This is a genomic window from Pseudoduganella aquatica (assembly GCF_009857595.1).
Taxonomy (GTDB): domain Bacteria; phylum Pseudomonadota; class Gammaproteobacteria; order Burkholderiales; family Burkholderiaceae_D; genus Rugamonas; species Rugamonas aquatica_A.
This window is the reverse complement of sequence record NZ_WWCU01000007.1, coordinates 34,840-57,919: the sequence shown is the minus strand read 5'-3', so window position 1 is coordinate 57,919 and position 23,080 is coordinate 34,840. Positions and strand designations below refer to the sequence as shown.

The 23,080-nt window shown below is 64.6% G+C and carries 18 protein-coding genes; 7 read left to right on the top strand and 11 right to left on the bottom strand.

Features of this window, described 5'->3' with window-relative positions:
• Positions 1-78 precede the first annotated feature (78 nt).
• The 7 genes from GTP77_RS08735 to GTP77_RS08705 form a co-directional block, all read right to left on the bottom strand.
• A complete protein-coding gene (locus GTP77_RS08735) occupies positions 79-1,827 on the bottom strand; it encodes a methyl-accepting chemotaxis protein (protein WP_161071787.1) in 1,749 nt (582 codons plus the stop codon).
• Positions 1,828-1,995: 168 nt separating this feature from the next.
• Positions 1,996-2,652 carry an adenylate kinase gene (adk, locus tag GTP77_RS08730; protein ID WP_161071786.1) on the bottom strand — a complete coding sequence of 219 codons (657 nt, stop codon included), beginning with the start codon at positions 2,650-2,652 and terminating at the stop codon, positions 1,996-1,998.
• 200 nt (positions 2,653-2,852) lie between these two features.
• Positions 2,853-3,614, bottom strand: coding sequence for a 3-deoxy-manno-octulosonate cytidylyltransferase (gene kdsB, locus GTP77_RS08725; RefSeq protein WP_161071785.1), 762 nt, complete (start codon positions 3,612-3,614; stop codon positions 2,853-2,855).
• A gap of 10 nt (positions 3,615-3,624) precedes the next feature.
• Complete coding sequence (locus tag GTP77_RS08720; RefSeq protein WP_082219489.1) at positions 3,625-3,801, bottom strand: Trm112 family protein; 177 nt, start codon at positions 3,799-3,801, stop codon at positions 3,625-3,627.
• Complete coding sequence (gene lpxK, locus GTP77_RS08715) at positions 3,782-4,879, bottom strand: tetraacyldisaccharide 4'-kinase (RefSeq protein WP_161071784.1); 1,098 nt, start codon at positions 4,877-4,879, stop codon at positions 3,782-3,784. Before lpxK ends, GTP77_RS08720 begins: the two co-directional genes overlap by 20 nt.
• Before the next feature lie 130 nt (positions 4,880-5,009).
• A complete protein-coding gene (locus tag GTP77_RS08710) occupies positions 5,010-5,432 on the bottom strand; it encodes an ExbD/TolR family protein (protein WP_161071783.1) in 423 nt (140 codons plus the stop codon).
• Positions 5,433-5,440: 8 nt separating this feature from the next.
• Complete coding sequence (locus tag GTP77_RS08705; RefSeq protein ID WP_161071782.1) at positions 5,441-6,049, bottom strand: MotA/TolQ/ExbB proton channel family protein; 609 nt, start codon at positions 6,047-6,049, stop codon at positions 5,441-5,443.
• A 1,111-nt stretch (positions 6,050-7,160) separates the two neighbouring features.
• Here GTP77_RS08705 and xseA point away from each other — a divergent pair.
• Entirely contained in the window at positions 7,161-8,546 is a 1,386-nt protein-coding gene (gene xseA / locus GTP77_RS08700; protein WP_161071781.1) for an exodeoxyribonuclease VII large subunit, read from the top strand.
• A 74-nt stretch (positions 8,547-8,620) separates the two neighbouring features.
• Here the strand turns inward: xseA and GTP77_RS08695 are convergent, their stop codons facing one another.
• The 3 genes from GTP77_RS08695 to GTP77_RS08685 form a co-directional block, all read right to left on the bottom strand.
• The gene (locus GTP77_RS08695; protein ID WP_161071780.1) at positions 8,621-9,667 is read right to left on the bottom strand and encodes a glucokinase; all 1,047 of its coding nucleotides are present in this window, start codon (positions 9,665-9,667) and stop codon (positions 8,621-8,623) included.
• Between the two features lie 74 nt (positions 9,668-9,741).
• Complete coding sequence (locus GTP77_RS08690; RefSeq protein ID WP_161071779.1) at positions 9,742-12,213, bottom strand: TonB-dependent receptor; 2,472 nt, start codon at positions 12,211-12,213, stop codon at positions 9,742-9,744.
• Positions 12,214-12,318: 105 nt separating this feature from the next.
• Positions 12,319-13,665, bottom strand: coding sequence for a GH1 family beta-glucosidase (locus GTP77_RS08685; protein ID WP_229202128.1), 1,347 nt, complete (start codon positions 13,663-13,665; stop codon positions 12,319-12,321).
• Positions 13,666-13,871: 206 nt separating this feature from the next.
• On the opposite strand from GTP77_RS08685, the gene GTP77_RS08680 reads away from it, so the two are divergent.
• The 6 genes from GTP77_RS08680 (at position 13,872) to GTP77_RS08655 (ending at position 20,319) form a co-directional block, all read left to right on the top strand.
• On the top strand, positions 13,872-14,885 hold the full coding sequence (locus GTP77_RS08680; RefSeq protein ID WP_161071778.1) for a LacI family DNA-binding transcriptional regulator: 1,014 nt from the start codon (positions 13,872-13,874) through the stop codon (positions 14,883-14,885).
• Between the two features lie 65 nt (positions 14,886-14,950).
• The gene (gene sodB, locus GTP77_RS08675) at positions 14,951-15,529 is read left to right on the top strand and encodes a superoxide dismutase [Fe] (RefSeq protein ID WP_161071777.1); all 579 of its coding nucleotides are present in this window, start codon (positions 14,951-14,953) and stop codon (positions 15,527-15,529) included.
• A gap of 145 nt (positions 15,530-15,674) precedes the next feature.
• Complete coding sequence (locus tag GTP77_RS08670; RefSeq protein WP_161071776.1) at positions 15,675-16,358, top strand: penicillin-insensitive murein endopeptidase; 684 nt, start codon at positions 15,675-15,677, stop codon at positions 16,356-16,358.
• A 150-nt stretch (positions 16,359-16,508) separates the two neighbouring features.
• Positions 16,509-17,645: a TRAP transporter substrate-binding protein gene (locus GTP77_RS08665; protein WP_161071775.1), complete on the top strand. Its 1,137-nt coding sequence runs from the start codon at positions 16,509-16,511 to the stop codon at positions 17,643-17,645.
• Between the two features lie 77 nt (positions 17,646-17,722).
• The gene (locus GTP77_RS08660; RefSeq protein WP_161071774.1) at positions 17,723-18,310 is read left to right on the top strand and encodes a TRAP transporter small permease subunit; all 588 of its coding nucleotides are present in this window, start codon (positions 17,723-17,725) and stop codon (positions 18,308-18,310) included.
• The gene (locus GTP77_RS08655) at positions 18,307-20,319 is read left to right on the top strand and encodes a TRAP transporter large permease subunit (protein WP_161071773.1); all 2,013 of its coding nucleotides are present in this window, start codon (positions 18,307-18,309) and stop codon (positions 20,317-20,319) included. The genes GTP77_RS08660 and GTP77_RS08655 overlap by 4 nt, the downstream gene beginning before the upstream one ends.
• A gap of 18 nt (positions 20,320-20,337) precedes the next feature.
• On the opposite strand, the gene GTP77_RS08650 is transcribed toward GTP77_RS08655, so the two are convergent.
• Positions 20,338-22,968 (bottom strand): ATP-binding protein, encoded by a 2,631-nt coding sequence (locus tag GTP77_RS08650; protein ID WP_229202127.1) that lies wholly within the window; start codon positions 22,966-22,968, stop codon positions 20,338-20,340.
• Positions 22,969-23,080: the final 112 nt, after the last annotated feature.

Below are 23,080 nucleotides of genomic sequence, written 5' to 3'. Positions count from 1 at the left end.
CTACAGCAAACGTGGAAAATTAAGCAATTCACACGTGAATTGATTTTTCTCCAATGTGGGGATTTTGTGAACGCCCGGTCAGAACTCCTCCCAATCGTCGCCGGCGGCGGCAGGGGCGGGCTTGCGCGCGGGGCCGGCCTTGGCCGCCGGGGCAGGACGGACCAGCTGCGCGGCGGGCTTGGCGGCTGGCTTGGCGGCGGCCTTGACCACCGGCCGGGCCGCCGGCTTGCGCGCAGCGGAGGCAGGCGCGGCGCCGTGCGCCATGCCGTCCAGCTTGAACACGCTGACCGCCAGCGCCAGCTCGCTGGCCTGGTCCTGCATGGACTGGGCGGCGGCGGCGGCCTGCTCCACCAGCGCGGCGTTCTGCTGGGTGGCGTTGTCCATTTCCGTGATGGCGCCGTTCACCTGGTCGATGCCCGCGCTCTGCTCCTGGCTGGCATGGGTAATGTCGCCCATGATGACGGTAACGCGCTCAATGCTGGCCACAACCTCCTGCATCGTTGCGCCGGCCTGCGCCACCTGGCGGGTGCCGGCGCCGACCTTGTCGACCGAATCGCCGATCAGGGTCTTGATGTCGCGCGCCGCCGCGGCCGAACGCTGCGCCAGGTTGCGCACCTCGGACGCCACCACCGCAAAGCCCCTGCCCTGCTCGCCCGCGCGCGCCGCCTCCACCGCCGCGTTCAGCGCCAGGATATTGGTCTGGAACGCTATGCCGTCGATCACGCCGATAATATCGACGATCTTGCGAGAAGACTCGTCGATCGACTGCATCGTGCCCACCACGTCCGAGACCGCCTCGCCGCCCTTGCGGGCCACGTCCGACGCCGCCATGGCCATCTGGTTGGCCTCGCGCGCATTGTCCGCGTTCTGGCGCACGGTCGACGTCAGCTCCTCCATCGAGGACGCGGTCTCCTCCAGCGAGCTGGCCTGCTGCTCGGTGCGCGAAGACAGGTCCAGGTTGCCGCTGGCGATCTCGCCGGACGCCGCCGTGATGGCGTCGGTGCCGGTGCGCACCTGGCTCACGATGCGCACCAGGCCGTGGTGCATGTCCTCCAGCGCCAGCAGCAGCTGTCCGGTTTCATCCTTGGCGTGGCCGCTGCCCTGCGCGTTGCCGCCGCCCGGCTCGCCGGTCAGGTCGCCATCGGCCACGCGGCGGGCCAGGTCCACCGCCTGCCGCATCGGCCGCGTAATGCCGGTCGACAGCCACCAGGCGAAGGCCACGCTGAAGGCCACCGTCAAGGCCGTCAGCACCAGCTGGAGATTGCGGCTTTGCGCGGTAACCGCGTCGATCTCGCGCGCAGCGTCGTCGATCTGCTTGTTCTGGTGCTCGAGCAGCTTCTGCAGCATGGCCTCGTAGCCCTTGGCGGCGGGCTGGTACACGTTGGTCAGCAGCCTGGCCGCCTCCTCCATATTGCCGGCCGCCTTGGCCTTGTTGATGCCGTCGCGCGAGTCCACATAGCCCTTGCGGAACGCGACCAGGTCGGCCATCAGTTTTTTATCCTCGTCGGTGGTCAGGACCTCGATCTGCTTGATCAGCTCCTGGGCGCGCTTGGTGGAGGCCGCGATGTCCTCGGCGAAGAAGGTGGCCAGCGAAGTGTCGCTGCTCTTGGCGATGGCGGTGGTGCGGCGTATGCCGGCGTAGACGATGCGGTACCACTCGGAGATCAATCGCTCCTTGGCCAGCGGCACTTCCATCATGGCGCGGGTGGCGTCGGCGCTGCCCTGCAGGCGGTAGATGCCGAAGCCGGTATTGAAGATCAGCCCTGCCAGCAGCACCGTGAAACCCAAGGCCAGCCGGCGGCCTATGCTCCAGTCTCTCATATTCATTTTTTGCCTCCATATGATGTACGGAATCCCCACGTCTAGTGTAGTAGCGCGCAGGCGTACCGTCTGTTGTACTTTGGAACAACTTGTTGAAGAGCTTGGGGAGGGGCGGAAACGACGAGGCGGACCGATGGGTCCGCCTGCGGAGGGGTACTGCGGGGTGCGGGAAGCTTAGTTCGACAAGGCGGCGAACGCGCGGTCGCGGATTTCTTCCACGGCGCCCACGCCTTCAATCTTGCGGTACTTCGGCGCGACGCTGTCACCGGACTGTGCCCAGGTGTTGTAGTAGCCCAGCAGAACCTCGGTCTGGTTGTGGTACACATCCAGGCGCTTCTTCACGGTCTCGGCCTTGTCGTCGTCGCGCTGCACCAGGTCTTCGCCGGTGACATCGTCCTTGCCTTCGACTTTAGGCGGATTGAATTTCACGTGGTACACGCGGCCCGAGCCAGGGTGGCAGCGGCGGCCGTCCATGCGCTCGATGATGGAAGCGTCCGGCACCGAGATTTCCAGCACGTAGTCCACTTTCACGCCGGCGTCCTTCATGGCGTCAGCCTGCGCGATGGTGCGCGGGAAGCCGTCGAACAGGTAGCCGTTGGCGCAATCGGCCTCTTTCAGGCGCTCTTTCACCAGGCCGATGATGATGTCATCCGATACCAGTTGGCCAGCGTCCATGACCTTTTTCGCAGCCAGGCCCATTTCCGTGCCGGCCTTGATGGCCGCGCGCAGCATGTCGCCGGTGGAGATCTGAGGAATGTTGTATTTTTCCTTGATGAAATTCGCTTGGGTGCCCTTGCCGGCTCCGGGTGCTCCTAACAGAATGAGACGCATGAAAAGTCCTAAAACGATTATAAGAATCTGGTGGTATGGTTGGAAATGCTGACGCTTCGTCTACCTTCGTCACGAAACTTACCACAAAACGCCCGCCTGACGCCAGTTTGTGGACGATTTGGCATGCCAAAAACACGAAAGAGTCAAGGAAAAGAAAAAAGCGTGGGCAATCCGCCTCGCGGCCCGGCGGCCGGGGCGGATCAGGCGGCGTAATGGCGGCGCACGCGCTCCAGGTCTTCCGGCGTATCGACCCCGGCGGCGGGGGCCGCGTCGGTCACATGCACCGCGATCGGATAGCCGTGCCACAGCACGCGCAGCTGCTCCAGCGCCTCGATGGACTCCAGCGGCGACACCGCCAGCTGCGGATAGGCCTGCAGGAAATCGTTGCGGTAGGCGTACAGGCCGATATGGCGCAGCGGCACGTAAGCCGAGTCCGCGCCCGGCAGCACGCTCTTGTCCTTGGCGAAGGCGTCGCGATGCCACGGGATGGTGGCGCGCGAGAAGTACAGGGCGCGGCCGGCCTTGTCCAGCACCACCTTCACCACATTCGGGTTAAACGCGTCCGCCGCCTCGTGCAGCGGGTGGGCGCAGGTCGACATGGGCACATCGGCGCCGATGCGGGCGGCGGCGGCGGCCAGCAGCGCGGGATCGATCAGCGGCTCGTCGCCCTGCAGATTGACCACCACCGCATCCGGCGCCAGGTCCAGCGCGCGCGCCACCTCGGCGATGCGGTCGGTGCCGGAAGGATGGTCGGCGCGCGTCATGCACACCTCCACGCCGTGCTGCTCGCAGGCGGCGCGGATGTCCTCATGGTCGGTGGCGACGATGATGCGGGCCGCGCCGGCCTGCGCGGCCCGCTCGGCCACGCGCACCACCATGGGCTTGCCGCCCAGGTCGGCCAGCGGCTTGTTCGGCAGGCGGGTGGACGCCAGGCGCGCCGGGATAATGACGACAAAGCTCACGGTTCCGTCCTTATTCCACCGCATCCTGCAGGGTACGGGCCTCATCGGCCCACATGATGGGGATGCCATCGCGGATCGGGTAGGCCAGGCGGTCGCCGCGGCAAATCATTTCCTGGGCTTTTTTATCGTACTCCAGCGGGCCCTTGCAAACGGGGCAGACCAGGATATCAAGCAGACGAGCATCCACGACATTTCTCCACAATGTATTCGGCCAGCGCGGCATCGATGCGCGCTGTCACCGGAACCACCCACAAGCGCGGGTCGTCCCTCAGTTCTTCAATTTGGGCACATTTTACTGCATCCTTCTCGGTCATCAGGATGAGATCCGCATCCAGGCCGTCGAATGGGTGGTCGAGGAAATCATGATGGTCGGGCAAAGGCAGCTCGATGACGTCCAGTCCGGCGGCGCGCAGCATGCCGAAAAAGCGCGCCGGATTGCCGATGCCGGCCGCCGCCGCGATGCGCAGCGGGCGCCGCGCCAGTTCGGCCAGCGGCACGCGCTCGCTGCGGTCGGCCAGGCGCTCGGCGATATCGCCCGCCAGCACCATCTGCACCGGCACGGAGGCCTGGCCGGTGGCCGCCGCGCGGCCCAGGGCGCGCTGGGCCATGCTGGACAGCGGCGCCACGCTGTCGGCCAGCTCGGCGGTCAGCGCGGCCGTGTTGACGACGGTAAAATCGCGCCGGCGCGAAGGCGGCTCGCGCAGCGGCCCGGCCGGCAGCAGCCAGCCATTGCCCACGCCGCGCCCGTCGAAGAGCACGATTTCCACATCGCGCTGCAGCTTATAGTGCTGCAAGCCATCGTCCGCCACCAGCACATCCACGGCAGGATTCAAGGCCAGCAGCGCCCTGCCCGCTGCGGCGCGGTCGCGGCCCACCATTACCGGGCAGCCGGTGCGCAGGGCGATCAGCAGCGGCTCATCGCCCACCTCCTGCGGGGTCGAGCGCGGCCCCACCAGGCGCGGCGCGCCGTCCTTGCTGCCGAAGCCGCGCGAAATCACGCCCGGCGTAAAACCCGCCTGCTGCAAAGCCTGCACCAGCCAAATGGTCAGCGGCGTCTTGCCCGTGCCGCCGATAAAGATATTCCCCACCACCACCACCGGCACCGGCAGCCGCTCCGACTTCAGCACGCCCCAGCGGAACAGCGCCCCGCGCAAGCCGGATAACGCACCAAACAGCAGCGACAGCGGCCACAGCGCACACGCAAGCGGCCCCTTGCGCAGCCAATTGCGCGTCAGCGTCAATTCAAGCGAGGAAGTTTTAGACATTAGAACTTTATTAGCAGCCCCCACCCCAACGAACTGAGCCGCATTCACCCCACTTCGGGGTCTGACCCCGAAGTGGGGTGAATGCGGCTCAGGCTGCTTGTAGGAAGGGGCTGAATCGTTGGGAGGTTTCTTATTTGGCGGTGCCGGTCTGGGCGGCGAAGGTGAGCTTGTCGTAGCCGGCCAACCGCGCTGCTTCCATCACGTTGATGACCATCTGGTGCATCGCGAACTGGTCGGCGTTGATGATGACCACCGGCGATTTGGCGTCCTTGGCCGCGCTTTTCAGCGATTCGGCCAACCCCGCCACGTTCTGGAACGACACCGGCACGTTGTTCACCGTGTAGTTGCCCTTGGCGTCCACCGTTACGTTGATTTCGTTGGGCCGCTCGTGCGCCTTCTCGGCCTCGGCCGTCGGCAGCGTGATCTGCAGCTCGGTGAACTTGCTGTACGTGGTCGTCACCATCAGGAAGATCAGTATCACCAGCAGCACGTCGATGAAAGGGATCAGGTTGATCTCCGGGTCTTCGCGGTGCTGGCCGCGGCGGAAGTTCATGCCCATGGTCAGGTCTTCCGCGAGCAGTGGACCACGTCGACAAATTTAATCGCCTGCTGCTCCATCTCGATGATGAAGCTGTCCACCAGCGCGCGGAAGTGGCGGTAGAACACCAGCGTGGGCATGGCGATGGCCAGGCCGAAGCCGGTGTTGTACAGCGCCACCGAGATGCCGTGCGCCAGCTGCGCCGGGTTGGTGCCGGTGGCGTTCTGCGCGCCGAAAATCTCGATCATGCCGACCACCGTGCCGAACAAGCCCATCAGCGGGGCCAGCGTGGCGATCGTGCCCAGCGTGGTCAGGAAGCGGTCCAGCATGTGGGCCACGCCGCTGCCGGCTTCTTCTATGGTTTCCTTCATCACTTCGCGCGGCGACTCGATATTGCGCAGCGCGGCCGACAGCACCACGCCCAGCGGCGAGCTTTGTTCCAGTTTCTGGATCACGTCCGGCGTGATGTTGCCGCTGCGGTAGACGCCCACCACTTCGTCCAGCAGCTGGCGCGGAATAATCTTGGCGCGGCGCAGGAACAGCAGGCGTTCAATAATGAGGGCGGTGGCGACGATGGAGGCGATCAACAAAGGCCAGATGGGCCAGCCTGCTGCTTGGATAATGGCGAGCAAAACGAACTCCTGTGTTGGGGGGCTGCGCAGGCAGGAATGCCTAGACGCGCAATGTATCTTGTTGGGGCCTGATCGGCAAGTGCCACGCCATTCTCGGACTTATCCTCCATTCTGCACATTTTCTGTGGACAAGATTGTTAGCAAGGCATCCCACTTCGCATCAAGCCCTTGATCCATAAGGGAAAACTTGCCATGCGTAAAAATATTGCAGTCTCCAAGCCGGCCGCGCGGAAACGACTGTCCACACTTCTCCCCATATTCTGTTGATAAGATTGTTAGCAATGACATTGATGGACAGCAAAGTCTTTGATTCATAAGCACTTTTTTGCCGTGCGCAAAAATTTCGCATATGACGAGAATAGCCCGCTTTTGTATGATTCTTGATATGAAAACCCGGCTTTCCTCAGCTGTTTTTGAACAACTTCTTCATTCTGCACAAAAACTGTGGACAAAATTGTGCGCAAGGTCAAAGATTGCATGTTAAGCCCATGATTTATAAGGATAAAACACCAAAGATTAAAAAACAGGCAGCGAGCCACACTCGGCCACCGCCGGTTACTTTCTGCTACGCACGTGTACAACTGTGCACTTCTGCACATATTATGTGGATAAGATTGTGCGCAAGGCCGAAAATCACATGCTATCTCATTGATTCAACACGCTTTAGTTTATCTGATTAAATTTTAGACAGCGCTTCCGGGCGCCCGCTGCCGATTGGTCTGCAACGCCGGCCACTGGTATCCAAGTGGAGTTCTGCACATCTTCTGTGGATAAAATTGTGAGCAAGCGCCCGGGCAAGGCATTAAGTACTTGATTTATAAAGTAAATATTTCTATGCGTAAATTTTTAGCACAGGCGTACTTGTTCACAGCAAAGCCCTTTTGATACCAAAAAGTTCCTCACATTTTTTGTGGATAACTTTGTGCGTAACCACCCGCCCCTGCTGCAAAGTGCTTGATCCATAAGGACTTTCTGCCATTGCCCGCTAATGCGGCATGGTTGTTTACCTTTTAAAATCAATCATTTACGAAAAAGACTTGCCTTAAAAAGTGATGTATGACATAAGCATGACCTCCGCGTGATTTTGTGGACAGTTTCCCTTTCCTGAACGATGAACACCTTCCTTCCAGACGATAGCAACAAGCCGCAAGCAGACGTCATCAGCGTCAGCGCGCTCAACCAGGCCGTCAGCCGGCTGCTGGAGCGCAGTTTTCCACTGACGTGGATATCCGGCGAAATTTCCAATTTCACCCGTGCCAGTTCGGGACATTGGTATTTCACCTTGAAGGACGATGCGGCCCAGGTGCGGGCCGTGATGTTCCGCGGCCGGGCGCAGTACGCGGGCTTCGTGCCGCGCGAGGGCGACAAGGTCGAAGTGCGGGCGCTGGTCACGCTGTACGGCCCGCGCGGCGACTACCAGATCAATGTGGAAGCGATACGCCGCGCCGGCGTGGGCGCGCTGTTCGAGGCTTTCCTGCGCATGAAGGAGCGCCTGGGCGCCGCCGGCCTGTTCGACCAGGACCGCAAGCGCGCCGTGCCGCTGTTTGCGCGCACCGTGGGCGTGGTCACCAGCCCCACCGGCGCCGCCCTGCGCGACGTGCTGACGGCCCTGAAGCGGCGCGCCCCCCATGTGCGCGTGGTGCTCTATCCCACCCTGGTGCAGGGGCAGCAGGCGCCGGGGCAGATCGCGGCGGCCATCAACACCGCCTCCGCGCGCGCCGAGTGCGAGGTGCTGATCGTGTGCCGGGGCGGGGGCAGCATCGAGGATTTGTGGGCCTTCAACGACGAGGCGGTGGCGTATGCGGTGGCCAACAGCAATGTGCCCGTCATCTGCGGCATCGGCCACGAGACCGATTTCACCATCGCCGATTTTGCCGCCGACCTGCGCGCGGCCACGCCCACCGCCGCAGCCGAACTGGCCGCCACGCCGCGCGCGGACTGGCTGGCCTCCCTGCGCGCCGACGCCAACGATTTGCGCCGCGCCATGCAGCGCGCACTGGGCGACGCGGCGCAGACGCTGGACGGCTATACGCGCCGCCTGCTCAGCCCCACGGCGCAGATCGCGCAGCAGCGCAGCAAGCTGCAGGCCCACGCCACGGCGCTGACGCACGCCAACCGCGCGCCGCTGGCGTATGCGCGGGTGAGCTTCGATAAATTGCAGTCGCGCTGGTCGGCGCTGCGGCCGGATGTGCGCGCGCTGAGGATGCAGGTGGAGGGGTTGCAGCGGCGTGCGGCGCTCAGCATCGCCAACGGACACGCGCAGAAGCGCGATGCGCTCAACGCGCTGGCGGCGCAGCTGGAGATGTTGAATCCGCAGCGCACGCTGGAACGCGGCTACGCCATTGTGACGGGACAGGACGGTGCCATCGTGCGCGCGCCGTCGCAGCTGCACGCGCGCGACAGTGTGACCGTGCGGCTGGCCGAGGGCAGCGCCGAAATTGAAATCGCGGACGTCAAGCCGGCAAGCGGCGGCACCGGCGGGTTACGCTCGCGCTAACCCGCCCTACGCGCCATCCCGCATCGACTGCATCTCGTAGGGCGGGTTAGCGTGAAGCGCGTAACCCGCCAGCGCTACGCCAGCTCGGCCAGTATCACCGACATGCCGATCAGCGCCGGATACTCGGCCGTGATGACATAGGTCGGTATCTGCGAAATATAGCCGCTCAAGCGTCCCTTGTGCTCAAAGCGTGCGCGGAAGCCCGAGCGCGCCAGGAATCCGCCCAGGCGCGGCACGATGCCGCCGCCTATATAGATGCCGCCGCGCGCGCCCAGTGTAATGGCGACGTTGCCCGCGATGGTGCCCAGCATCTCGCAGAAGGTCTCCAGCGTCTCCACGCACACCAGGCATTCGCCGCGCAGGCCGCGCTCGATAATGGCCGGCGTGTCTATGCCCTGTATCGCCTGCGGCGCCGCGCCTGCGCGCTCGGCCAGCACTTCGTATATCAGCCGTATGCCCGGCCCGGACACCAGCCGCTCGGCCGACACGTGGCCATAGCGCTCGCTGGCCCGCTGCAGGATATGTATCTCGCGCTCGCTGACGGCGGCGAAGGTGCTGTGCCCTCCTTCGCTGTCCAGCGCTATCCACTCCTTGCCCGCCGGGACCAGTCCGGACACGCCCAGGCCCGTGCCTGCGCCGACCAGGCCTATCACGCCGCGCTCGCGTGCCTCGCCGCCGCCGACCTGCACGCGGTGCTGCGCCGACAAGAACGGCACGGCGCGCGCCAGTGCCGCAAAGTCGTTCACGACGTGCAGCGAGGTCAGGCTGAATTGGGAGCAGATCGCTTCAATGGAAAACGACCAGTGGTGGTTGGTCATGCGCACCGCGTCGCCGTCTATGGGGTTGGCGATGGCGATGCCGGCCTGGCGCGCCTGGTAGCCGCCCGCAGCCACCGTGGCGGGCTGCGACAGGTATTGCACGATGGCCGCGCCCAGCGTGGGATAGGCCGCGCATTCGGCCACCCAGATGGCGTCGATGCGCCCGGCCGCCGTCTGCAGGCCGAAGCGGGCGTTGGTGCCGCCGATGTCGGCCAGCAGCCAGGGGCGCTCGTAGCGCGCGCCGCCGCCGCCATCTTCGTCAAAGAATGCGAGGGAATGCTGGGGAATATTTTCGATCTTCATGGTTGCCACCTTTGAACCCACGGCACAACCTGGGGTCAGTCCCATCGGGACTGACCCCGGCCTTGCAGGGTCGGTTAGAACTTCATCGACACGCGCGCACCGACAGTGCGCGGAGCATTATAGAACGCGCCGTAGATCTGCTGGGTAGGCTGGCATGGCATGCCGGTGTCGGTGCACAGCTCCACCACGTCCAGCTTCACTTCGCGGTCGGTTGCGTTCTGCACGAAGATCTCGGCCGTGTAGGCTTTGTTCATCGGCTGGAAGCGCAGGCTCAGGTCCAGCGTGGAGTAGGCTTTCTGCTTCTTCACGCCCGGATGGCCGGGCACGTCGTTGCTGAAGGCGCCTGCGCCGACGAAGGTCTGGCCTTCGTAGTGGGCCGAAATGCGTGGCGTGAACAGGCCTTTGCTGGTGGCGAAGTCGTGCTCGTACTGCAGCGTGGTGGCGAACTTCGGCGCGTGTTTCATCACGCTGCCGCCCACGTCCACGTTGGGCGCGGTGGAGCCGCAGGACAGGCCCTTGGCGCGTGCCGCGTCCACGTCGCAGGACATGAAGCTGTCGTAGGTGGCGTCGAGCCAGGTGGCGTTGCCGGTCAGGCGGTCCACCTTGGTCGGACGCCAGGTCCACTCCGCTTCCACGCCGTTCACGGTGGCGCCGGCGGCGTTGAAGTTGGCCAGCACGCTGTTCACCACTTGCGATTCCAGCTTGTCCTTGTACTTCATGTGGAAGGCGGCCACGTTCAGCGTCAGCAGGCGGTCCAGCAGGTCGGACTTCATGCCCAGCTCATAGCTGGTCAGTTTTTCCGGCTTGGTGGTGGCGCCGCCGTCGCCGATGGCTGGCGAGTGGAAGCCGGTGGTGACCGAACCGTACAGCAGGATCTCGGGACGCAGCTTGTATTCCACGCGGCCCAGCCAGGTGGCCTGGCCGTATTTCAGGTCCGCCGTGTTGTCGCCGAAGGTGTTGCCGCAGGTGGCTGCGCTCACCACGCCGCCAGGGCCGATGTTGTGGGTGTTGATGGTGCCGGTGCCCGGCGTGACCAGCTGCTTGATCTGGTCCGGCGTCAGCACGGTGGTGCCCAGCGGGACGTTGGCGGGCCAGTTCGGGCAGGCCCAGTTCTGGCCGCCGATGTCGAACTTGTGGTCCTTGGTGTAGCGCGCGCCGACGGTGGCTTTCAGTTCGTCGTTCACTTGCAGGCTGCCCTGCGCGAACACGGCTTTGGATTTCAGCTGGCGGTCGCCCTGGATAAAGGACATGGCCGATGCGTACTGGCCCACGGTCGGACGCACGAAGATGACGTTGCCGGCGGCGATGTCCTGCTGCACGGTGGCTTGCGAAATCTGGCTGCGGTCGATGTCGAAGCGCACTTTATTCTTCTCGCCGAACAGGAACAGGCCGCCCACCCACTGGAACGGCGCGTCGTTGTCCGAGCGCGCTTGCAGCTCGTGCGAGTAGCTGTCGAACTTGGCCCACTCGGTGCGGTTTTCGGATTTGAAGCCGGGGAACAGGCCTGCGTCGGCGTCGTTCACGTTGGCGCGCTTGTAGCGGCTCCAGCTGCCCAGGTAGGTCAGGTCCAGCGCGTCGCTCGGATGGTAATTGAGCTTGCCCTTGAAGGTGGTGATGGACTGGTCCAGGTTGCCCGGGCTGTCGATCAGCGCGGAGCGCAGTTCGGTGCCGGCAGCCGGTTCGGCGGCCAGGTAGACGTTGCCGGCGCCCTGGTCTTTATAGTAGTCGGCAATGACGGTGGCTTTCAGCTCGGGGGTGAAGCGCCACATCAGCGAGGCGCGGGCGCCCATCTTGTCTTCGGCGCCGTATTTCTTCGCGCCGGGCAGCACGTTGGAGCCCTTGCGGAAGTCCACGGTGCCGTCATGGCTGTCCCTGATGGCGGCGATGCGCAGGGCGACGTCGTCGGCCAGCGGGATGTTGATCATCGCTTGCGTTTGCAGGCGGTGGTAGTCGCCTATGGTCATGCCGGCCGAGCCGAACACCTTCTCGGTGCTGGGCGCGCCGGACACCAGGTTGACGGCGCCGGCGGTGGAGTTACGGCCGTTCAGCGTGCCTTGCGGGCCGCGCGCCACCTCGACGTGGGACAGGTCGTACATCAGCGCGGTGGCGCCCTGCGGACGCGGCGAGTAGATGCCATCGATGTAGAAGGCCACGGCCGGGTCGCCCAGCTCGGTGTGGTTGGCGGAACCCACGCCGCGCATGTAGACGTGCACGCCGCCCGAGTCGCCGTGCTGCTCCACCACCAGGCTAGGCACCATGGTGGTGAGCGAGGCCAGGTCTTTTACCTGGTTGTTGGCCAGCGTGTCCTGGTTGTAGGCGGTGATCGCCAGCGGGGTTTCCTGCACAAAGGTGTTGCGGCGGGTGGCCGTGACGATGATCTTTTCCATCTCGCCGTTGCGTGCTGGCGCGGCGGCTTCGATCGGGGCGGCGGCGGCGGCAGGCATGGCGCTGGCGGCGGCTGCGGCGCCCTCCTGCGCGAAGGCGTTGGCGGTCAGCAGGGCGAGTGGCGCGAGTTTCCACATCGCTTTGGTGTGCGAGTTTTTCATTGTCATTCCTCTATTATTCCGTTGATTGATGGTGTTGCATAGCTCTTTGGCTACTGCGGCACTCCAGCTGAAATCAGCTCGAATCCATGTTGGGCTCCTGCATGGTCATTGCTCCTTGATGAAATTGCGGTACCAGTGCGCGCTGTCTTTCAGCGTGCGCTGCTGGGTGTCGTAGTCCACGTAGATCAGGCCGAAGCGGCGCAGATAACCCGAGTTCCACTCGAAGTTGTCCAGCAGGCTCCAGTAGAAGTAGCCCTGCACGTCCACGCCCGCCTGCATGGCGTCGTGCAGCGCGGCGAGGTGCATCTTCAGGTAGTCGATGCGCGGCTGGTCCTTGACCTGGCGGCCATTCGCGCCATCCTGCAGCTGGTCCGCCACGGCCATGCCGTTTTCGGTGATGTAGACCGGCGGCAGCGTGTATTCGGCGTGCAGCTTGACCAGCAGCTCGGTCAGGCCTTGCGGGTAGATCTCCCAGCCCATGTCGGTCTTGCCCAGCTTGAATTCGGGCTGGCGCGGCGGCGTCTCGGTGCTGACGAAGGCACGGAAGTAGTAATTCACGCCCAGGAAGTCGATGTCCTGCCGGATATCGTTGAAATCGTTTTCATGAATGGACAGCAAAGAGCAGTCGTTGTTTGCCAGCGCCAGCTCCGGGTAGCTGCCCTTGAAAATGGGGTCCATGAACCAGGCCACGGAGCGCGCCCACTCCACTTCGGCGGCCTTGATGTCGGCGGCGGAATCGGTGGCCGGGGTGGCGGTCCACTGGTTCAGCACGATGCCCAGCTTGGCCGATACGTTCAGCTTGCGCATCGCCTGCATGGCCAGGCCGTGCGACAGCAGCAGGTGGTGCGAGGCGCTCACGGCGGCGGCCGGATCGGCCATGCCCGGGGCGAACTGGCCGGTGCCGTAGCCCAGGTTGGCGGTGCACCAGGGTTCGTTGTGGGTGGCGATGGTGGCCACGCGGTTGCCGAAGCGGCGCGCCACTTCGGCGGCGTACACGGCGAAGTGCGCGGCGGTGTCGCGGTTCAGCCAACCGCCTTTATCTTCAAGGGCTTGCGGCAAATCCCAGTGGTACAGCGTGACGTGGGCGGCGATGTTTTTTTCGGCCAGCTTGTCCAGCAGGCGGCTGTAGAAGTCGAAGCCCGCTTCGTTCCAGGCGCCGCTGCCGTCGGGCTGCACGCGCGGCCAGGCGATGGAGAAACGGTAGGAGTCCACATTGAGCGAGGCGATGATGTCCACGTCCTCGGCATAGCGGTGGTAATGGTCGCAAGCCACGTCGCCGGTGCTGGCGTCGGTGATCTTGCCGGGGGTGTGCGTGAACGTGTCCCAGATGGACGGACCACGGCCATCGGCAGTGGCGCCGCCTTCGATCTGGTAGGCGCTGGTCGCCACGCCCCAGGTGAAAGTCGATGGGAATGCTGGCATGGTGGTCGGAGCGGAATCAGGTGTGGTCATGTCGTTGGCGGTGGTGTCTGTCTTTTGAAAACGTTTTCAAGAGTGTGTGCATTTAACACCCACTTAAAATTGAAGTCAATCATAATATTTTGAACAACTGTGCGATTTTTAACTCGGCAAAGCCGCTGCGCAAGAGCGAAAATCCCAGAAAAACTATGCTATGCTGGCCCTGAAAAGGATTTCAAAAAACAACGACAGGACCGACCTTGAGCGACGACGACCATACCTCCCCTTCGACTTTGCTGGACGTCGCGCGCGAAGCCGGAGTGTCGCCCAGCACCGTCTCCCGCATCCTGAACGGCACCGCCAAGGTGTCCGACGACAAGCGCCAGGCCGTCATGGCCGCCATCGCCCGCACCAAGTTCGCGCCCAACCTGATGGCCCAGGGCCTGAAAAAAGGCCGCTCGCAGACCATAGGCATCGTGGTGCAGGATATTTCCTCGCCCTACTTCGACGAAACCCTGCGCGGCGTGGACGACGGCCTGAAGGGCACGGGCTACGCCTCGGTCATCGTCAGCGGCCACTGGAACGCGGAGGAGGAAGCGGACCGCATCCGCCTGCTGCTGGCGCGCAAGGTGGACGGCATTATCCTGCTTTCGGGCCGCATGTCGGACGAGACCGTGCTGCAGTTCTCCGGCCAGCGCCCCATCGTCTCCACCGGGCGCTCGCTGAACACGCGCAGCGCGCTGGGCTTCAAGCTGGACAACGAATACGGCGCCTGGATGGCGGTGCGCCACCTGATCGAGCTGGGCCACCGGCGCATCGCCTTCGTGTCCGGCCCGGCCAACAATATCGACGCCGAGGAACGCGCGGCGGGCTACCGGCGCGCCCTGTTCGAGGCCGGCATCGAGCTGGATCCCAAGCTCATGGTCGAGGGTAATTTCCACGAAAACAGCGGCCTGCTGGCCGTCAGCCACCTGTTCGACACCGGCCAGCAGTTCACCGCCGTGTTCGCGGCCAACGACCAGAGCGCCTACGGCGTACGCCTGTGCCTGTACCGCAAGGGCATCCGGGTGCCGGACGACGTGTCGCTGGTGGGCTTCGATGACCTGCCCGGCTCCTCCTATACCACGCCGCCGCTGACGACCATACGCCAGCCGCTATATGACATGGGCCTGGTGGCCACCAATGCGCTGCTGCGCCTGATCCACGGCGAGCCGGTGCAGGCGCAAGTGCCCCCTCTGGAGCTGGTGGTGCGAGAGACCACGCGGCGGCGCTGAAAGGTTTACAATAATGGCTGTTTCAGCAAACAATAACTTTCAGCCCACACCAAAAGGATAGACACATGGAACATACTCTGCCACCTCTGCCGTATGCAATCGACGCCCTGGCGCCGCACATCTCGCAAGAAACGCTGGAATACCACTATGGTAAGCACCACCAAGCGTATGTCACCAATCTGAACAACCTGATCAAGGGCACCGAATTCGAAGCCCTGTCGCTGGAAGAGATCATCAAGAAGTCGTCCGGTGGCATCTTCAACAACTCGGCCCAGGTCTGGAACCACACCTTCTACTGGAATGGCCTGAAGCCAGCCGGCGGCGGCGAGCCTACCGGCGCGCTGGCCGACGCGATCAACGCCAAATGGGGTTCCTTCGCCAAGTTCAAGGAAGAATTCACCAAGTCCTGCGTAGGCAACTTCGGTTCCAGCTGGACCTGGCTGGTGAAAAAGCCGGACGGCACCGTGGACATCGTCAACACCTCCAACGCCGCCACCCCGCTGACCACCGAAAACAAAGCGCTGCTGACCTGCGACCTGTGGGAGCACGCCTACTACATCGACACCCGCAACCTGCGTCCGAAGTATGTTGAGAACTTCTTCAACCTGGTGAACTGGGACTTCGCGGCCGCCAACTTCGCTTAAGTACAGCCAAGCGAGCGGTCCGCCCCTCAAGAAAGCCTGCGCCACGGCGCAGGCTTTTTTTCGCCGATCGCTTTGACATCCCTCAGCGCCCCCTCACGCGCCGCCATGCTATCCTCAAAAGACAGCGATGCACATACAGGAGAAAATGAAAGCCCTTCCAATTTTTGGCCTTGTCTGCGCTGTTTGCCATATCCAGGCTGCGGGAGCGGTGGAAAGCGAGTGCCATGGCCGCACCGCGAGCGGACGGGTTGAACGCAGCGTGCCCTTGCCGGTCCGGGGCGAGAATTTTTCAGCCTACAGCACACTGGCCGCATCGGCCGGCAGGACTTACGTGCATTCCACCGTCGGGCGGGTCGTGGGCCAGGCCTATGCGGCGCTGGCGGCTTCGCGGCCGGCAACGCACTATGTGTACGGCGAAACCGGGCTGAAAAACGGCGGCCCGTTCAACCCCCACAAGACGCATCAGAACGGCACTTCCGTGGATTTCTTCGTGCCGGTGCTGGATGCCGAGGGCAAGTCCGCCTTGCTGCCATCCACCCCGCTCAACCGCTACGGCTACGATATCGAGTTCGACGCGCAGGCGCGCTACGGCGATTACCGCATCGATTTCCCGGCCATGGCGGAGCATCTCTATCAACTGCGGCTGGCGGCGCTGGCGCAGAAAACCGATCTGGCGCTGGTGATCTTCGATCCCCGCTACCTGCCGCAACTGCTGGCCACACCGCGCGGCCCCTACCTGCGCCGCCACCTGCGCTTCATGCAAGACACGCCCTGGGTGCGGCACGATGAGCATTATCACGTCGACTTTGCCATCGCCTGCGCCTTGTAAGTCCCGTGTAAGCAATCTGTAAGTATGCAGGAACATTCTTGCAATTCCGTTATCAGTGTCTGAACAGACAGGAGGCAGCACCGCCGTACTTTCGCAGCACCACGTCAGGATTTATCGTTCCGGTTACAAAACTACAACAGGAGACATACGATGAAGAAGATCGACACCCCAGCCAAGCAGAACATCAACGCCCGCCGCAAGTTCCTGGGCAACGCCGCCGCCGGCGCCACCGGCGCCGCGCTCGCCCTGCCCATGATCGCCAACGCCCAGGCGCCCACCCAGCTGCGCTTCCAGAGCACCTGGCCGAGCAAGGACATCTTCCACGAATACGCGGGCGACTTTGCCAAAAAGGTCAACGACATGACCGGCGGCGAGCTGAAAATCGAGGTGCTGCCGGCCGGTTCGGTGGTGCCCGCCTTCGGCCTGCTCGATGCGGTGTCGAAAGGCACGCTGGACGGCGGCCACGGCGTGATGGGCTACAACTACGGCAAGCAGAGCGCCATCGCGCTGTGGACCTCCGGCCCGGTGTTCGGCATGGACGCGAACATGGTGCTGGCCTGGCATAAATACGGCGGCGGCAAGGAGCTGCTGGTCAAGCTGTACTCCTCCATCGGCGCCAACGTGGTGTCCTTCCTCACCGGCCCCATGCCCACCCAGCCGCTGGGCTGGTTCAAGAAGCCCATCACCAAGAAGGACGACCTGAAAGGCCTGAAGTTCCGCACCAACGGCCTGGCCATCGACCTGTTCACCGCCATGGGCGCGGCGGTCAATGCGCTGCCCGGCGGCGAGATCGTGCCCGCCATGGACCGCGGCCTGCTCGACGGCGCGGAGTTCAACAACGCCAGCTCCGACCGCCTGCTGGGATTCCCGGACGTGTCCAAGGTGTGCATGCTGCAAAGCTTCCACCAAAGCTCGGAGCAGTTCGAGATCACCTTCAACAAGACCAAATACGACGCCCTGCCCGCCAAGATGAAGGCCATCATCGACAACGCCGTCGAGGCGGCGTCGGCCGACATGTCGTGGAAGGCGATCGACCGCTATTCCAAGGACTACGGCGAGCTGCAATCGAAGGACGGCGTAAAGTTCTACAAGACGCCCGACACCCTGCTGCAGGAGCAGCTGAAGGTGTGGGACGAGGTGGTGGCCAAGAAGGGCGCGGACAATCCGCTGTTCCGCGAAGTGGAGAAGTCGCAGCGCGCCTTCGCGGCGCGCGCCATGAAGTGGGACATGGACACCAATAACCCGCGCCGCATGGCCTACAACCACTACTTCGGCAAGAGGGCCTGATACCGGAACGCGCAGCATCCGGCGCGCGCGGCAGCACCGCGCGCGCCGGCCCGCCCACACCTTTCCGGAGCCGCCGCATGCAGAACTTCTTGTTTTTCATCGACCGGATGAGCAGCTGGATCGGCCAGGCATTTTCCTGGCTGATCGTGGCGCTCACCTTCCTCATTTCCTGGGAAGTGTTCGCGCGCTACGCGCTGAACCGCCCCAATCCCTGGGCCTTCGATCTGATGATCATGATGTACGGCGCTGCCTTCATGATGGCAGGCGCCTACACCCTGGCCAAAAACGGCCACGTGCGCGGCGACGTGCTGTACAGCTTTTTCCCGCCGCGCCTGCAGGCCGGCCTGGACCTGCTGCTGTATGTGGTGTTCTTCATCCCCGGCGTAGTGGCGCTGGTATGGGCCGGCTACGCCTACGCGGCCGAGTCGCTGGCCATCAATGAGCACTCCACGCTGACGGCGAACGGGCCGCCGCTGTATCCCTTCAAGATGGTGATCCCGGTTTCCGGCGTGCTGCTCCTGCTGCAAGGGCTGGTGGAGATCGTGCGCTGCGTGCTGTGCCTGCGCGACGGCGCCTGGCCCTCGCGCGAGCCGGACGTGGAAGAAGTGGACGTCGGCAAGCTGAAGGAAATGGTCCACGCCGACGGCACGGGAGAAGCAACATGAGGAAGGAAATCTGGTTCGGCCTGTCCATGCTGGTGGCCATCGTCATTGCGCTGTTCGCCCTCATGCCCGCCCCTGCCGACATGACGAACGGCCACGTTGGCCTGCTGATGCTGGCCCTGGTGGTGGTGGCCATCATGCTGGGCTTCCCCACCGCGTTCACGCTCATGGGCATGGGGGTGCTGTTCGCCTGGTACGCCTTCCATAGCCGCGATCCCAACCAGGCGATACAGCTCACGCTGGATCTGATGGTGCAGCGCGCCTATTCCGTGATGGCGAACGACGTGCTCATTTCTATCCCGCTGTTCGTCTTCATGGGCTACCTGGTGGAGCGCGCCAATCTGATCGAAAAGCTGTTCAAAAGCCTGCACATTGCCATGGCACGGGTGCCGGGTTCGCTGGCGGTGGCCACCATCGTCACCTGCGCCATTTTCGCCACGGCCACCGGCATTGTCGGCGCGGTGGTCACGCTGATGGGGCTGCTGGCTTTGCCCGCCATGCTGAAGGCCGGCTGCAGCACGCGGCTGTCGGCGGGCGCCATCACGGCCGGTGGCTGCCTGGGCATACTGATACCGCCGTCGGTGCTGCTGATCGTCTACGGCGCCACGGCGGGCGTATCGGTGGTGAAGCTGTATGCGGGCGCGCTGTTCCCCGGCATTATGCTGGCCGTGCTGTACGTGGGCTATGTGATGCTGGTGGCCAAGCTGAAACCGGACGCCGCGCCGCCACTGTCCGCCGAGGAGCGCCGCGTGGCCCTGCCGCCGTTCGCGCAGGCCATGACGGCCAGCGGACGCGCAATGGCCCTGCCGGGACTGGCCGGCGCGCTGGCGCAATCGGGGCCGGCGCCTGGCGGCGCGGGCAAGCGCGCGCTGGCGCAGCAGCTGCTTATCGCCCTGCTGCCCGCGCTGGCGTTTGCCGCCCTGATGGGGGTGAGCTACCGCGTCGTCACGGCGCCTGCCGCAGCGCCCACCGAGCTGGTGGAACTGGGCAGCACGCAGGACTTGAGCGCGTCCGCCAGCGACGCCGGAACGCTGGCGGAACCGGCGCCCGCAGGCGGACTGGAAGAACCGCCTGCCAGCAACGACCTGGCCGAGCCGCCGGGCGCGGAAACGCCGGCCGGCAAGGCAGCCTCCGGGCAAGGCGCGGGCGCAGTATCGCCAGCCGCGCCGGCCGGGCCAGCGACACCTGCCACCCCGGCTGCTAGCGCTGCCGCACCGGCGCCCGCAGCCGATGCGGCGTCAGGCGCGCAGCCTTCCAGGCCTGCGCCGGCCAGCTTCTGGATAGCGCTGGGGGCCGGCACGGCGGCGCTGCTGCTGTTCTACGTCTTCTTCTCCTTCGCCCGCCTGGAGATACTGAAAATGCTGATGGGGTCATTATTCCCGCTGGCGTTCATGATCCTGGCGGTATTGGGCAGCATCGTGTTCGGCTTCGCCACGCCCACCGAGGCAGCGGCCATGGGCGCGTTCGGCGGCATGCTGCTGGCCATCGCCTACCGTCGCTTCAACTTCGGCATGCTGCGCGAGTCGGCCCACCTGACGGCGAAGACCAGCGCCATGGTGTGCTGGCTGTTTGTCGGCTCCAGCATTTTCTCGGCCGCCTTCGCGCTGCTGGGCGGGCAGGAGCTGATCAACACCTGGGTGCTGGGCATGGAGCTCACGCCGGTGCAGTTCATGCTGCTGGCCCAGGTCATCATCTTCCTGCTCGGCTGGCCGCTGGAGTGGACCGAGATCATCGTGATCTTCATGCCCATCTTCATCCCCCTGCTGGGCCACTTCAATATCGACCCGCTGTTCTTCGGCCTGCTGGTGGCGATGAATCTGCAGACAGCCTTCCTGTCGCCGCCGGTGGCCATGTCGGCCTTCTATCTGAAGGGCGTGGCGCCGCCCCATGTGACCCTGAACCAGATATTCCTCGGCATGATGCCCTTCATGGCGATCCAGGTGCTGGGCGTGGTCCTGCTGTATCTGTTCCCTGCCATCGGCCTGTGGCTGCCCGGGGTGCTGTACAAATAGGCAGCCCAGGCGGGCGCCTCAGGGCGCCTGCCCCGCGCAAACCGCGTCTATCATGCTGCAGAGCTGCGGGTACTGGTGCTGCTCCAGCATGGCTTCCACCGCCTGCACGGTGTCGCCGTGGTCGGCGCGGAAGGCTTCCAGCAGCTGCAGGGCGCGCGCCGGATACAGCAGGTGTAGCGCTTCGCGCACCGACACCAGCACTTCGTAGGGCAGCAACGCCAGGCGCGCCTCCGTCAGCGGCGCGCGCGGCGCGGACGGCAGGCGCTGACGGCGCCGGAAGCGCACGCCCAGCTGCTGCTCCAGCACCTGGAACAGCCGGTCCTGCTCGATAGGCTTGCACAGGAATTCGTCGGCGCCAGCCGCCAGCGATTCGCGCCGCTCCTCCTCGAAGGCGTGCGCGGTCATCATCACCACGCGCGGCTGCACCAGCGCCGGTTCGGCGCGCAGCTGCCGTATCACGGCCAGGCCGTCCAGGCCCGGCATGCGCCAGTCCATGAACACCAGCGCCGGCTGGAAGCGGCGCAGCGCCGCCAGCCCGGCCGCGCCGTCGGCCGCCAGTTCCACTTCAAAGCCCAGCGGCGAGAGCAGGCTGTGGATCAGGTGGCGGCTGTCGGCGTTGTCGTCCACCACCAGGATGCGGCGGCCGCGCTGCGACGGATCCAGCGCCTCCACCGTGTTGAGCGCCTCTCCCGGCACGTAGTTGGCGCCGCTCACCTCCAGCGTGAAGCGGAATTCCGCGCCGCGCCCCAGCTCCGACTCCACTTCCAGCGTGCCGCCCATCATGCGCACGAACTCGCGCGAGATGGTCAGCCCCAGGCCCGTGCCTTCCTGCGCGCCGGTGTTGTCGGTCTGGACGAAGGGCTCGAAGATGCGCTGCTGGTCTTCCTTGGCGATGCCTTTGCCGGTGTCGCGCACCGAGAACGACAGCCGGTAGCGCCCCTCCTCCAGCGGCGCGGCGCGCGCGATCAGCATCACGCTGCCCTGCTGCGCGAACTTCACCGCGTTCGATACAAGATTGAGCAGCACCTGGCGCAGGCGCGCGCCGTCCATCTGCACGGCCGGCGGCAGGCCGTGGCAGTCCAGCGTCATGTGCAGCCCGGCCTGGCGGGCGCGCGCGCCCAGCATGTCCATCACCTCGCGCAGCACGCCTTCCACCGCCACCACCGTCGACTGCAGAGTGATGCGGCCGGCTTCGATCTTGGACAGTTCCAGCAGGTCGTTGATCAGCGTGAGCAAGTGCTGGCCCGAGCGGTTGATCACGCCCAGGTTGCGCTTTTCCTCTTCCGTCATGGACTGCGAATCGGCCAGCAGGCGCGAAAATCCGATCACCGAATGCAGCGGCGTGCGCAGCTCGTGGCTCATGGTGGCCAGGAACACGCTCTTGGCGCGGTTGGCCGCCTTGGCCTCGGTCACCGCCACCGACAGCGCCTCGGTGCGCTCGGCCACCAGCTCCTCCAGGTGGTTGCGGTGGCGCCGCAGCTCCTCCTCGGCCAGCTTGATGTCGGTGATGTCGTAGTTCACGCCCACCAGCCGGCGCAGCGCGCCGCTGGCGTCGCGGAATGGCTTGCCCGCCGCCTTGATGTGGCGCAGCTGGCCGTCCGGCCAGCGGATGCGGAATTCGGCCAGGTAGCTGCGTTCGCCGCTGCGCACTTTTTCCAGCAGTGCGTTCACCTGCACCAGATCCTCCGGCAGCAGGCGCGCCTCCCACGCGTCCAGCGTGCTGTCGAAGGCGCCCGGCGGCACGCCGTACTGGCGGTGCATCTCGCGGTCCCACAGCAACTGGTTGGTGTCCACGTCCCAGTCCCAGATGCCGATATGGGCCGCGTCGGTGGCGATGGCCAGGCGCTCCTCGCTGGCCTGCATGGCGCTGTAGCGCTGGTCCAGCAGGTCCACCATTTCCAGGATGGATTCGTTCAGCGTTTTCAGTTCGCCCAGGAAGAGCGACTGGTCCGGCCGCGCGCCGGCGCCGCCGGCCTTCACGCTGGCCGCGTACTGCCCCACCGACTTGAGCGGCTTGAGCATCAGATACCACAGCAGCAGATACACGCCCAGCACCAGCGTGACGTCCAGCGCCACGATGGCAAAGCCGAGCGCAATGCGGCGCTCGCGCAGCGTTTGCAGCACGTACTGCGGCGTGACGTACATCTTCACCACGCCGATCTCGCGCCCCGCCATGCGGATGGGGCGCATGGCCGTGCGCAGCGCCGGAATGTCCGGCTCCTGCTCCACCTGTTCCAGCACGCCCTCGGCGTTGCGCAGGAAGACGAATTGCACCTTGTTGCTGAGGGTGACGGAGCAGCCGTACAGGTCGCGGTTGTTCAGGCTGGCCTGCACCATGGCGATAATCTGGCGGTCGTCGAAATTCCAGGCCGGCAGCGCGATGGCGGCGGTCAGCTGGTCGGCGCTGGCGTCGAGCTGGCGGTGCAGCGCCTTCCAGCGCTCGTCGCGCTCCTGGCTGTAGGACAGCACCGCAAAACCCAGCAGCACCAGCGTTACCAGCGCCGCCAGCGCCAGGCTCACGATCAGCGCGATCGATACCCGGCGCGACGCCATGCGCTGCAGCAGCGCGCGCGGCAGACAAGCGTCGGCCAGCCGCGCAGCCCCACGCCGCGCCGCGCCCATGCAGCGATCCGCCATATTCAAAACCATGCCCATTATTCCGCCCGGACTATCCCCTGTTCCAGCAATGCTAGCGCTCCGGGGGCGGATTGTATCTTGTACCTTGGTACAGTATGTATCAATTTACAATCCGGGCGGCCGG